The 12,476-nt window shown below is 41.3% G+C and carries 11 protein-coding genes; 8 read left to right on the top strand and 3 right to left on the bottom strand.

Annotated elements, in window-relative coordinates; genetic code table 11:
• Positions 1-11: 11 nt before the first annotated feature.
• From MHI27_RS10950 to MHI27_RS10965, 4 genes are all read left to right on the top strand, one after another.
• Positions 12-1,355 (top strand): glycoside hydrolase family 30 beta sandwich domain-containing protein, encoded by a 1,344-nt coding sequence (locus MHI27_RS10950; RefSeq protein ID WP_076283060.1) that lies wholly within the window; start codon positions 12-14, stop codon positions 1,353-1,355.
• Between the two features lie 114 nt (positions 1,356-1,469).
• Complete coding sequence (locus tag MHI27_RS10955) at positions 1,470-1,898, top strand: hypothetical protein (RefSeq protein WP_076283059.1); 429 nt, start codon at positions 1,470-1,472, stop codon at positions 1,896-1,898.
• Between the two features lie 127 nt (positions 1,899-2,025).
• Positions 2,026-2,457, top strand: coding sequence for an RrF2 family transcriptional regulator (locus MHI27_RS10960; RefSeq protein ID WP_405176243.1), 432 nt, complete (start codon positions 2,026-2,028; stop codon positions 2,455-2,457).
• A gap of 241 nt (positions 2,458-2,698) precedes the next feature.
• A complete protein-coding gene (locus MHI27_RS10965) occupies positions 2,699-3,073 on the top strand; it encodes a DoxX family protein (protein WP_042187059.1) in 375 nt (124 codons plus the stop codon).
• 90 nt (positions 3,074-3,163) lie between these two features.
• Here the strand turns inward: MHI27_RS10965 and thiD are convergent, their stop codons facing one another.
• Positions 3,164-3,976 (bottom strand): bifunctional hydroxymethylpyrimidine kinase/phosphomethylpyrimidine kinase, encoded by an 813-nt coding sequence (gene thiD / locus MHI27_RS10970; protein WP_341144893.1) that lies wholly within the window; start codon positions 3,974-3,976, stop codon positions 3,164-3,166.
• A 168-nt stretch (positions 3,977-4,144) separates the two neighbouring features.
• Between thiD and MHI27_RS10975 the strand changes: the two genes are divergently transcribed.
• Positions 4,145-5,239, top strand: coding sequence for a glycosyltransferase (locus MHI27_RS10975; RefSeq protein ID WP_405176244.1), 1,095 nt, complete (start codon positions 4,145-4,147; stop codon positions 5,237-5,239).
• 64 nt (positions 5,240-5,303) lie between these two features.
• On the opposite strand, the gene MHI27_RS10980 is transcribed toward MHI27_RS10975, so the two are convergent.
• Positions 5,304-6,914: a response regulator gene (locus MHI27_RS10980; RefSeq protein WP_405176245.1), complete on the bottom strand. Its 1,611-nt coding sequence runs from the start codon at positions 6,912-6,914 to the stop codon at positions 5,304-5,306.
• 18 nt (positions 6,915-6,932) lie between these two features.
• A complete protein-coding gene (locus MHI27_RS10985) occupies positions 6,933-8,651 on the bottom strand; it encodes a sensor histidine kinase (protein WP_076283056.1) in 1,719 nt (572 codons plus the stop codon).
• 257 nt (positions 8,652-8,908) lie between these two features.
• Here MHI27_RS10985 and MHI27_RS10990 point away from each other — a divergent pair, with 257 nt between their 5' ends.
• The 3 genes from MHI27_RS10990 to MHI27_RS11000 all read left to right on the top strand — a co-directional run bounded on the left by MHI27_RS10990 (position 8,909) and on the right by MHI27_RS11000 (position 12,459).
• Positions 8,909-10,513 carry an extracellular solute-binding protein gene (locus MHI27_RS10990; protein WP_076283055.1) on the top strand — a complete coding sequence of 535 codons (1,605 nt, stop codon included), beginning with the start codon at positions 8,909-8,911 and terminating at the stop codon, positions 10,511-10,513.
• An 81-nt stretch (positions 10,514-10,594) separates the two neighbouring features.
• On the top strand, positions 10,595-11,518 hold the full coding sequence (locus MHI27_RS10995; protein WP_042187071.1) for a sugar ABC transporter permease: 924 nt from the start codon (positions 10,595-10,597) through the stop codon (positions 11,516-11,518).
• A 17-nt stretch (positions 11,519-11,535) separates the two neighbouring features.
• Positions 11,536-12,459: a carbohydrate ABC transporter permease gene (locus tag MHI27_RS11000; protein ID WP_076283054.1), complete on the top strand. Its 924-nt coding sequence runs from the start codon at positions 11,536-11,538 to the stop codon at positions 12,457-12,459.
• The last annotated feature ends 17 nt before the right edge of the window (positions 12,460-12,476 follow it).

Consider the following 12,476-nt stretch of genomic DNA (forward strand, 5'->3'; position numbering starts at 1 on the left):
AGGGAAACAACATGACAAAACTTAAAATTTATCAATCTACAGGGGAAAACGAATTGTTCGTAGAGCAAACGCTAGAACAATTGACTCCAATGGCTTCAGATGAGCCGGTCACTACTGTAAACCTCGATGAGAATCAAACCTTTCAGGAAATGGATGGCTTTGGGGCATCCTTTACGGATTCATCCGCCTACTTGATTAACCAAGTCCTGAATAATGAACAGAAAAAAGAAGTCATGAGCAAGCTTTTTGATTCCCAAGATGGAATTGGCTTGTCCGTATTAAGAAATCCAATGGGAGCATCGGATTATGCTAGAGATATTTATAGCTATGACGATATGCCTGCTCAGGAAACCGATACAGAATTAACTCATTTCTCCATCGCACATGATGAAGCTGATATTATCCCTTTGTTACAACAAGCACTGGAACTTAACCCTGAGATCAAGCTGATGGCTTCGCCTTGGAGTGCACCAGGCTGGATGAAGACTAGCGGATCGATGATCGCCGGTGAACTTAAACAAGAATATTACCAGGCTTATGCCGATTATTTTGTACGATACATTCAAGCATTTGAAAAGCACGGTCTGCCAACTTATGCGGTAACCCCGCAGAACGAGCCTCTTTTTGAACCAAAGCACTATCCTAGTATGTTAATGTTGCCAGAGGCGCAAAGAGATTTTATTAAAAACTATCTGAAGTCCAGCTTCGTGAAACATAACATTAACACAAAAATTCTCTGCTATGACCACAACTGGGATCGTCCGGATTATCCACTAACCGTGCTGGATTATGCAAAAGATGAAGTAGACGGTGTAGCTTGGCACTGGTATGGTGGGAATGCGTCAGCACAATCAGAGGTTCTGAAGGCTTTTGCAGATAAAGAAGTACATTTTACAGAAGGTTCTGGTGGCGAATGGATTCCTCCGTTTGAACAAGCTTTCTCGAATGTAATGAGAACAGGGATTGATATTCTTAGAAACCATAGTAAATCCTTTGTCTTGTGGAATATGGCCTTAGATGAGAAGAACGGTCCAACTGTCCCGGGATTCGGTAAAAGTACTTGTCGCGGTATTGTGACGGTCAACCAAGAGACTAAGGAACTTACGTATACACTGGACTACTATGCACTGGCACACTTCAGCAAATTCATTCGCCCTAAGGCTGTACGTATTGACGCTTCCACTAATCAAGAAGTGATTCGTTCCGTAGCTTTTAAGAATACAGATCACTCTATTGCGGTTGTTCTGTTCAACGATAGTGAAAAGGCTGAGAATGTAGCTGTGAAATTGCAGGGTAAGGATGATTTATCGTTCCGTTTAGGCTCTAAAAGTGCTTTATCTATTTTAATTAAATAATATGTGTATGAAGTGCTCGAATTTAGATTCGAGTACTTTTTTTTGCCGAAAAATGCATAAAAAATCAGTGTTCGTGAATCTTAAACGCATACCTATAGCGAGGAGATATGAGCATTGAATAGAAGGTTTGTGCTGACGCTGCTAGTTCTGTGTTTGATGATTACTGGTGGCTCTAGTATTTATGCGGTTAAAAGTATGCTACCTGTAAAGAGTGAAACAACCAAATGGGCAGTGGAGCTCCATAAAAGTAAACTGCCTTCGCCACAGCCGGAAAAATATAAGAGCTACGAGCTATTAGTCACAAATTTGAGTGAAGATACGATAGATGTAACCTTTGAGTTGTATCGACCAGTACAAGACGCTAATCAGGAACAAATCATCTTAGCTGATCCATTTAGCTATGATATGAGACCGAATGAGACGGTTAGCTTTAGTCAATTTTTTATAAAGAGTGGGGCAAAAGAACTGGAAGTCGTTCTCTCGTGGAATGATCAGAATAGACGTAAGCATAAGCAAAGTATTAAGTTTGCGAATTTTGAATAATCAATCATAGAAACGCTAAATATTACAGGGTATATTCCTATGGAATATGCCCTTGTTGGTTTGCTCCATCCCTTGTTTTACTCTATAATGTGCTTTATATAATTGCAGTTGAAAGGGGAGATGGGGCATGAGTACAGCTAATCGTGGAGTGAACATCGGACCTCCCCGTTTTAAAATAGCGGTACATTCGATCGTTTGGCTGGCTAAAAGCGGGAGCATCCTATCTAGTGCAATGATTGCAAGCCAAGTCAATTCACACGCAACCTTTATGCGTAGAGTGATGCAGTCTTTGGCAACTGCGGGAATCGTGGAGTCCAAAGGTGGAAGAGAAGGCGGGTACGTTCTTCTGAAATCTGCCGATGAGATTACACTGGGAGAGATTTATGAAGCAGTTAGTACAACGACGGAGGAGTTAGAAGTGGATATGGCCTGTGGAGCAAGTGCTTTGCTCGATGTAGAGCTTGAAAAAATTCTCCAGGAGACAGAACAACGGACCATTCAATATTTACGCCAATATACGATTACTAAAGTGATGGAGCGGGTAGAGTTTTTTTCTTAATATTTTAATTTTCAATAAAAAAGGTACTGGTAAAATATTTATTAAGCTACTATAATAAAGTGAGTTGCAGTCGGCACTGCAATTTTATTTTGTAGGTATTGTGCTTGAGGTGAGCACATATAATAGCAAGGGGGAATAAACAAAGCGGAGTAGCGTAAGTAACATCTATTGTTTAGCAGTGGGTTCATGTACTTTAATATGTGCTTATTATAGTTGCAAATTATTTTAGGGAGTGATGATCATGAATATTGTATCCATCGTATTACAAAGCTTGTTGATACTTGCTTTCGTTATGGCAGGGTCGGGAAAAGTAGCGGGTTCAAAAATGCACGTGGATAACTTTAAAAAATGGCGTTTACCACAATGGTTTCGAGTAGTAACGGGTCTAGTTGAGATTGTGGCAGCGGCAGTATTGGTTGTTGGCTACTGGGAGCCTAGCTGGGCAGCAGCAGGCGCACTTATACTTGGCGTTACAGCTATCGGCGGAATTCTGGTTCATATACGCGAAAAAGATTCGTTCAAAGAGACGTTTCCGATTATCCTGCTTGGCGTGTTAGCAATTATTGTATTTTTCATCCGTCTTTCCGATCTGGCTGATTTTCCAGGGTTTAAGTAATTATACTCACCCAATAAAAAAATGGCAGTTCAGTGCTGAAATACAGCATCTGGACTGCCATTTTTGTTTCAGGATCTGTAGCTTAGGGTTCTAACGTTCTAAACGATAGCCACCATGAAATACAGGACCCACATATTCATTGAACGCAAAGCCATTGCGAATGGCAGCGGAGACAAAATCTTTAGCTTTTGCTACAGCTTCATGAACGGACAGACCGTTAGCTAAACCGCCTGTAATGGCAGCGGCAAAGGTACATCCAGCCCCATGATTGTGAGCAGGCTCGATTTTGGCTGTTTGAAATACGGTGTACTCAGCACCGTCGAAGAAGACATCAATCGCTTGATCGCCCCCGAGTGCTTTGCCGCCTTTAACCACGACATTACTTGCTCCGAGCTTATGAATCAGACGAGCAGCTTCTTTCATATCCTCTAAGGTAGTAAGTTTGCCAAGACCTGAAAGAACGCCAGCTTCAAACAGATTTGGTGTAACCACAGTGGCAAGTGGCAGCAGTAAATCACGAATAGCCTCCGCGCTGTCTGGGTTCAAGACTTCATCTTCACCCTTGCAGACCATGACCGGATCAATCACTACATTGGTCTGTAGATTTTCTTTGATCGCTTGCTCAGCAACACGCACAATTTCAACACTTCCCAGCATACCTGTCTTCATGGCATTTACTGGACCACCTGCGAAAATAGTTTTTAGCTGCTCAGCAACAATGGAGGCGTCAATTGGATAAACATTATGGTGCCAGCCGTTGTCCGGGTCCATTGTAACGATAGTTGTCAAGGCACTAAAGCCGTAGGTACCATACTCTTCAAATGTTTTTAGATCCGCTTGGATGCCTGCGCCACCACTGGAGTCGCTGCCTGCAATAGTTAGAGTTTTAATAATTTGAGTCATGGTAACGTCCCCTTTATATATGTCTGAATTTATAAACAACGCATTGCATTGATTATAACAAAAAATAGCACCTAAGTCTTTCTAAAAAGCAAGTGTAGGATTCCATTTCACTAACTCAGCATATCAATATAGAAAGAAATTTTAAACAAAACGCTTAGGAGGGCGAGTATGGTCACGATTAGTTTATGTATGATTGTACGAAATGAAGAAAAAAGCCTGCATAAATGTTTGTCTAGCGTTGCAAGTCTTGTAGATGAAGTGGTTATCGTGGATACAGGCTCGACGGATAAGACGAAAGAGATCGCAATGTCCTACGGAGCTGTGATTTACGATTTTGAATGGATCGATAACTTTAGTGCCGCACGTAATTTTGCCTTCAGTAAAGCTACTCAGGAGTATATTTTGTGGCTGGATGCGGATGACTATATAAAGGAAGCGGATCAGATTCTGTTTAAAAAGCTAAAGGAGATTCTGCCAGGGCATTTTCACAGCGTGAACATGCAGTATAATTTGGCTTTTGACGAGGCGGGGAATGTCACAGCTAGCTTGCGTCGGAATCGGCTAGTTCGCCGGAGCTGCAATTTTCAATGGATTGGCCCAGTACATGAGTATCTAGAGGTAAGTGGCCCTTCCTTTAGTAGTGATGTCTGTATTACCCATGAGAAGGATAAGGAATATACAGACCGTAATTTGCGGATTTACCAAAAAAGAGTGGCCGAGGGTGAAGCATTCTCTCCAAGGGATCAGTATTATTATGCGAATGAATTAAGGGATCATGCTGTAAATGAAGAGGCTTGCAAATACTACGAGCTGTTTTTGGCGGGTGGACAGGGCTGGATAGAAGATAATTTTCAAGCTTGCTTAAGGCTTGCCGAATGCCGGGAACGGCTGGGGGATAAAGACGGTGCATATGAAGCATTATGCAGAACGTTACAGTACGATAAACCACGTTCAGAGTTCTGCTGCCGACTTGGGGCCCTTCTATTGGAAAAGGGTCAATTGCACCCAGCAACATACTGGTATGAGCTTGCGATACAGCTGCCACGGGATAACGATTCGATGGGGATGAAAAATGGGATTTTTTATACCTGGCTGCCGCATCTCCAATTGGCACTCTGTTATGATCGCCTTGGCCAACACGAGTTAGCGAATCATCATAATGAAACGGCGTTGAACTTTTATCCGTCCCATCCTAGCATGTTATATAACCGCACTTATTTTAAAAATCTGCTTGGCGACAAATATGTAGCGATTCAAGCTTAACAAAAATGCCCCCAGTAGTCATGATTTTGACTCTGGGGGTTTTCGTCGTTAAGACACCCTCTTTTTAATATGCTGGATTGTATTGTTGTTCTTTTTTGTAATCGTTGGGAGGGAGTCCAACCTCTTGTTTGAACAGCTTAGAGAAATAGGAGTAGTTGTTATAGCCAACCTTGTTTGCGACAGTATAAACAGACATATTTGTGGTTTCCAATAGATGCTTTGCAGCCGCGATTCTAACTTGGATGACGTAGCTGCCTAATGAAACACCAGTTTCTCGTTTGAATATTCTTGCCAGATAATCAGGATTAAGGTAGACAATTTCGGCCAAATCATTTCGTGTCAGATCATCACCGTAATGCGAATGAATGTATTGTTTGATTTCCTCCGCGACGGATTTGGTCTGTGCGGCAAACTCACGGTATTTCATCGCTGTAGTCACTAGATATTTAAGATATTCTTCCATATCCTCGATCGAGTTCAGAGAGTGCAAGGATAATTTATCGTTAGTTTTGCTGGAGTATAGTTTATGTGACCGTATCCCTTTGAGGTTGAGAAATGAATAGATTAGCTGAACAATATCTAAGCGGAACAAGCTAAGGACAGCGGTCTCCAGAGTTCTATTGTTAAGCATAACCCTTAGAGATTTCGTAACTTCCTCAAGAAAAGTAGTGAACTGATTCTGGTTCAGCAGCTCTTCCAAATAGACAAGATCCGGTGGTGTATAGCCAGTTTTATTTTGATAGAGATAGGCTTCCACTAAAAAAGTCTGATTTCTGCATCTCGTAATTTCCTCATCCATGCGTAGCGATTGTTTCAGAACATTCCCCACATGATTCAGTTTATCGTATAAACCAATATTGCAGCAGACGTCGCATTTTAAATAAGGAATCGCCTTTTGAATAAAGGAAGAGCATAATTCTTCAAGCAAGGGCGTGTCTGGTGTCTGGTTCCATTTTAATATGGCGATCCAATTATAATCTTTATATTCCAGAATGCTCTCGATGGTAAAGCAAGGACTCTGTAACAATTCATATAATACGTTCAGCAGAGCAAAATCAAAAAGATCCTTCTCTTCTTTTCCCATACTGCCGTTGTAAGGAAATAGGTTGAAGATTAAAGGCTGCAGAGTGTCACTCATTTGATAGGAGAGGTTCTGTTCCTCAATGGCAAGGGTGATGTCCGCTAATTTAATCGGAAATGATGTGCTTCCACTAACCAACTTACGCCAAAAATGCTCGAGAATCTTCGCCTGGTTTTTTTGCCAAAAGTAACCGCCTTGAATGGCTTTTTCATTTCTTTGCTGCTCTTTTGCCTGTGTGACAGCTTTGTGGATAATCAGCATCAGCTTATCAAATTCGATGGGCTTCAGAAAATATTCAAAGCTTTGCAATTCAATGGCTTTCTGGGCATAGTTGAAATCCGCATAATTAGTAAGAAGTATAGTCTGAATACTATAATTCCCTTCGCGAATCCATGCCAGTAATTCCAATCCGCTACCCTGAGGCATTTCAATATCCGATATCAGAATTTGAATAGAATGCTTTTCTATTATTTCACGTGCCTGAGCGACATTATTTGCTGTATAGACAGTATCAATGTGTAACGATTCCCAATCTATTCTCTTTTGCAATGCAGCAATAACATAAAAGTCATCATCAACAAGCAGTACATTCATAGTTAGCTCTCCATTCATTTAGATTTTTTTAGGAAGCTCCGGAAGAGATAAGATTACACTAGCGCCGCCGCTCTCCAAATTGGAAAAGGTGATAGTTGCTCTTTTTAAATAGAGATATTCCAGCCGTTTAAGCGTATTCATAATGCCGATCTGCATACCGTTGCTTTGATCCAAGGGCTCACCAAGATTAAGCTTCTCTAACACTTGCGGTGGAAAACCGGGACCGGTGTCGGTGAGCTGGATAACGAGCATGTCTTCCTCTTCAATCCGTAATCGCTGGACTGTAAGCCTGATCTCTACTTCATGTTCTCGTGAAATCGCATATTTAATAGAATTTTCAATGAAGGTTTGCAGCACTAATGGCGGAATTTCCACACAGCTTGCCTGATCCTCTTGCTCAATATTGTAAATAAATGCATCCTGATATCGTTGCTTTTGAATCTCTAGATAGGTTCGGACATGCTCGATTTCATCCTCTAGCCGAACAAAATTCTCACCATTTTGAAAAATATAACGGAAATATTTCGACGTAGATAACGTCATATTCTCAATTTCTTTATACATTTCAATTTGGGCCATGCTATAGATGCTAGTCAGGCAATTTAAGAAAAAGTGGGGCTTGATCTGTAGCTTCATATAATCCAGTTGTATCCGCTGCTTCTCCAGTTCCTGCTCGTACATAGCGATTTTGAAGGTTTTGATTTGATCAACTAAATCTTTAAACTGTGTGTTTGCTTGTTCCAGCTCTATAATCTCACTGCTTTTGAAATCTGCGGGTTGCCCAGCCTCATTAATGAAAGCAAGGTTCTCAGAGAAGCTTTGAATCGGGCCTAGTACTCTTTTCTTGAAAAACAGCAGAACGATGCATAAAGTGGAAGTTACAATGAAGAAGAGTAACATTATAAGCAGCTGAGCAATGATTATTTTTTCGAATATGCCATATTTAATGACCATTTTAGTGCTGAAGGTGGTGTCCGAGAAGGCGCTGTTGATTGTTGTACGCGATTGCAAAAGATTAGAGAAGCCTCTCTCTTCCGTTATCAGCTTTCCGCTGTTCGATATGGGACTCGATAAAGGCTGTTCATTCTCATCTACGAGAGAAACATAACCATTGGCACCCAGATTAATTTGGCGTAGAGGACGGATCAGATTATCGGCGGAGATCAGTCCAATTAAATAACGATTGTAATAGGGAACGATATTAATCACGTAGTAGTGGTTGTTAACAAGGATAGGCGTCCATTTGGAATAAAACTTCTCATACATCTCCTTATCATCAATATAAGAAATAATCTTCGTTTTGAGCTGCCTGTAATCCGTATAGGTCACACTGATCGGTGCACAATTTAAAAAGTAGTTCTCATTTTTCAAATAGTAGAAAAAGTTGTACTCATGTCCGTAGTTTTTTTGCAGCTCGGTAAAGCGTTTATGCAGATTATCATTTGCCTTCAAGAACTCGATACTGTTGACCCCGTAAGTATTCATCGCAAGCAAGCTCTCATCGTTCCCAAGCGTCCAGCCCATATAGTGATTAATGTAAGCAAAATCATGATTGATACGATTAATGTAGAGTGCCGCAGTATCCTGTAAATTTCGAGTGGACTGCTGCTTAACGATAGAAATGGAAGTAATGCTGATCGCTAAATCCAGAATGAGGACTGTGAACGAGACTGCCATCATGACTTTTATATAATGACGAATGGGGTAGGTTTTGTGCTTCGCTGTTTTTTTGTTCATAAAATCATTATAAGACCTCTGCAGGAAAAATACAGGAGAACTCGCTAGCGATTTACCGCAAAGTCCGGAAAGCACATACAGAAGTCGGGATACTGTTATTAAGTCCCTTCAAGCGAAGGCTTTTGATTTTGTGTTTTTTGTAAGCGGATTCAAAGGTCTGGATAACCGTCTTAAAGGGTCCGGAATACGAAAAAATAAGACGTTATGATTAAGCTATTCAGATAATCTTTGATTAATTGAAATGGGGGATTAAGAGGATGAGTCAACACAGTAAGAAAAAGACGGCAAAGAAATGGACTGTGGGTCTGCTGGCGGCGGCTATGGTATTTGGTATTGCTGGCTGCGGCGGAAAAGACGGGAATAATGCTGCGACTAGTGAGACGAGCAGTTACAACAAAGAAGGTCTGCCAATTGTTAATGAGCCTGTAACGCTTAAGGTGCTGACCGTACGTTGGGGAAGCATGGGAGACACGTTTACGCAGAACCAATGGCTGAAGGATCTGGAGAAAAATACAAATGTCAAAATCGAATGGCAAGTGATGTCCTCCAATGACTGGGCCGAACAGAAGTCCATTCTGCTGGCTAGCGGTACACTTCCAGATATTATCCTCGGAAATCAAACCTTCGGAGATTCCGATATCGTTAATAATCTAAGCTTTTTTCGGCCGTTAGATGATTATATTGAAAAAAATATGCCAAATCTTAAAGCGGCCATGGAAGAAACGCCTGAGTTGAAAAAAATCAGCACTTTTCCAGACGGGAAAATCTATTCACTGCCAACAAGACTTCCATCGCGTCCAAAAAGCTCTCGTCAGCCTGTGATTAACAAAACTTGGCTCGATAAATTGGGCCTGAAGGCTCCTGAAACGATTGATGAGTTATACAACGTACTTAAAGCTTTCAAAGAACAAGATCCAAACGGAAATGGCAAACAAGATGAGATTCCGTTTATTGAAATTGGGAATGACTTGATCAGTCCTTTCGGAATTGCCGACTTGAATAACAACAATATGATCATCAAGGACGGAAAAGCGATCTATTTCCCTGTTTCGGAGGAGTTCAAAGAAGGCCTCAAATGGGAAAATAAATTGTATGCGGAAGGTTTATTAGATAAAGAGGTATTCACTCAGGATGATACGATGAGATCGGCGAAGTTCCAAAATCCGGATGCTCCAATCGTAGGCTTTACGTATCAGTGGACCCCGGACGCTGTGTTTGGTAAATGGAGCGATCAATATGTGACGATTCCACCGATTGCCGGACCGGATGGTAAGCGTTATACAATCGGTAATCCAATTGGGATGAGTCTTAACCGTAATGAACTGCTGATTACTACTTCGAGTAAGTATCCAGAGGTTGCTGCGCGTTGGGCAGATCAGTTCTACACGAACGAAGCGAGCATTCAGAATTTTTGGGGTGCAATTGGAACTGTAATTAAGAAGAATGATGACAGCACCTATACATTGATGGATCCACCAGCTGGAACCAGCGCAGATGCCTGGTATTGGGATCAGTCTCTACGAGATTTCGGACCGAAATATGTGAGCCCGTCCTTTGAACAAAAAATCGTTCTTAATCCTGAAAGTGGAGATGGACTGAAGCTGCAGCTGGATAAGCTGGGTAGTGAATATGTAACAGAACCTTTCCCTAACGTTATGTACACCTCCGATGAGTTCGAGGAGCTGCCAACCTTGACCACGGATATCGACGGTTATGTGAATACAATGCGCGCTCAATTTATTAGCAAAGGCGGAATTGACGAAGGCTGGGATGATTATGTCAAACAGCTTAATAAAATGGGGCTTGAAAAATTAGTTAAGATTCGCACAGATGCTTACAGTCGTTATATGAGTGTGAAATAACCTATTCGTCTTTCGAAAAAGGTGCTGCCCTACATAAATTTGTGGGGTAGCATTCTCTATTTTTAATAAGGAGGGGATGTTATGAAATCTGATCCAATTCATTTGAGTCGGAAACTCGGACAAATCAAACAAAACTGGGGCTTATATACGTTGCTTTTTCCTGCAGTAGTCCTTACGTTATTATTCGCATATAAACCCATGTATGGGGTGCTCATTGCCTTTAAGGATTATAGCCCGGCGTTAGGAATAGGCGGAAGTCCATGGGCCGGATTCAAATACTTCGAGAAGTTCTTTAATTCCTATCAATTTTCTGCCACGATCAAAAATACGCTAATCATCAGTGTGTACAGTCTGATTACGTTTCCGATTCCGATTATACTTGCGCTGATGGTTAACCAGATGAGACCAAACCGTTTCAGACGGTTTTTTCAGACGGTATCCTATATGCCACATTTTATCTCAACCGTAGTTATGGTGGGCTTAATGATGATTCTGTTCTCACCTAGCACCGGACTACTGGGCAATGTATATAGTCTTTTTGGAAAAGAAGCTCCTGATCTAATGGGCTCTGCCGGATTATTCAGCAGTGTGTACGTCTGGTCGGATGTGTGGCAGCATGTCGGCTGGGACAGTATTATCTTTATTGCTGCTCTCTCTGCTGTTGATCCTAGTTTGTACGAGGCTGCAACCGTAGACGGCGCAAGTCGGATGCATAAAATTCGTTACATCGATATTCCGATGCTGATGCCAACAGCGATAACATTGCTTATCCTGCGGGTCGGGGGACTGCTTGGGGTTGGATTTGAAAAGGTATACTTAATGCAAAATGACTTGAACATCACTTCAAGTGAAATTCTGTCTACTTATGTCTACAAAATTGGTCTGCTCAGCAGTCAGTATAGCTTTTCGTCGGCGATCAACCTGTTTAACACGGTCATTAATTTTATTTTATTGATCATGGTCAATCAGATATCTAAAAAATTAAGCGAAAATAGCTTGTGGTAGAAGGGAGGAGCATTGAAATGGGAGGTTTAGAGACGGCGACTAAAGGAAATGTAGGAAAAATAAAGAAGAATCGCTCCTCAGATACTATAATGGAAATTGTGATGTACGTTATATCGGCAATTTTTCTAATCATCCTGATCTATCCGCTGTATTTTATCGTCATTGCTTCGTTTAGTGATCCTTCTGCGGTTGCTGGAGGTCAAGTTTGGCTATTTCCTAAAGGGTTTACTTTTGATGGTTATAAAGAGCTGCTTCGTCATGAGAATATTTGGATCGGGTATTGGAATACCATTCTGTACACGGTGGTTGGGACTGCAATCGGTTTAGTAGTTAATATCTCAGCTGCCTATGCGTTGTCAAGAAAGGACCTTGTGGGGCGAAAATATATTTCGCTGTTTTTCATATTTACAATGTTCTTTAACGGGGGGTTGATTCCTACTTTTTTAACGGTTCGTGATTTCCATCTCTATGATACTTTCTTGGTTATGGTACTGCCTTTCGCAGTTGGAGTCTTTAATATCATAGTGGCACGAACTTTTTTCCAGACTAGTATTCCGGGCGATTTATGGGAAGCAGCGCAAATTGATGGTTGTGGCAATCTCCGTTATTTTGCACTGATAGTTTTACCGTTGTCGAAGGCTATTATTGCAGTGTTAGGTTTATGGATCGCTGTAGGTTATTGGAATTCATATTTTAATGCCTTGATTTATTTGAAAAATCCTAATATGTATCCTTTGCAGCTGATCCTGCGAAATATTCTGATTACCAATCAGATGCAGTCTGGTATGGGGACCGGAGAAGCCGCACAAATCGCGTTACGTCTCGCTAATATGATGCGGTACTCGGTTATTATCGTGGCAACTGTTCCAATTATGTGTGTATACCCATTTGTGCAAAAATACTTTAACCAAGGGGTAATGATAGGCGCAGTGAAGGAATAAGCTCTTCTACTTTTCAA

This window comes from Paenibacillus sp. FSL H8-0261, assembly GCF_045040645.1.
Taxonomy (GTDB): Bacteria; Bacillota; Bacilli; order Paenibacillales; family Paenibacillaceae; genus Paenibacillus_AQ.

Coding starts and splice junctions, on each gene's coding strand:
- MHI27_RS10950 (WP_076283060.1), top strand. CDS start 12: ATGACAAAACTTAAAATTTATCAATCTACAGGGGAAAACGAATTGTTC.
- MHI27_RS10960 (WP_405176243.1), top strand. CDS start 2,026: ATGAGTACAGCTAATCGTGGAGTGAACATCGGACCTCCCCGTTTTAAA.
- MHI27_RS10965 (WP_042187059.1), top strand. CDS start 2,699: ATGAATATTGTATCCATCGTATTACAAAGCTTGTTGATACTTGCTTTC.
- thiD (WP_341144893.1), bottom strand. CDS start 3,976: ATGACTCAAATTATTAAAACTCTAACTATTGCAGGCAGCGACTCCAGT.
- MHI27_RS10975 (WP_405176244.1), top strand. CDS start 4,145: ATGGTCACGATTAGTTTATGTATGATTGTACGAAATGAAGAAAAAAGC.
- MHI27_RS10980 (WP_405176245.1), bottom strand. CDS start 6,914: ATGAATGTACTGCTTGTTGATGATGACTTTTATGTTATTGCTGCATTG.
- MHI27_RS10985 (WP_076283056.1), bottom strand. CDS start 8,651: ATGAACAAAAAAACAGCGAAGCACAAAACCTACCCCATTCGTCATTAT.
- MHI27_RS10990 (WP_076283055.1), top strand. CDS start 8,909: ATGAGTCAACACAGTAAGAAAAAGACGGCAAAGAAATGGACTGTGGGT.
- MHI27_RS10995 (WP_042187071.1), top strand. CDS start 10,595: ATGAAATCTGATCCAATTCATTTGAGTCGGAAACTCGGACAAATCAAA.
- MHI27_RS11000 (WP_076283054.1), top strand. CDS start 11,536: ATGGGAGGTTTAGAGACGGCGACTAAAGGAAATGTAGGAAAAATAAAG.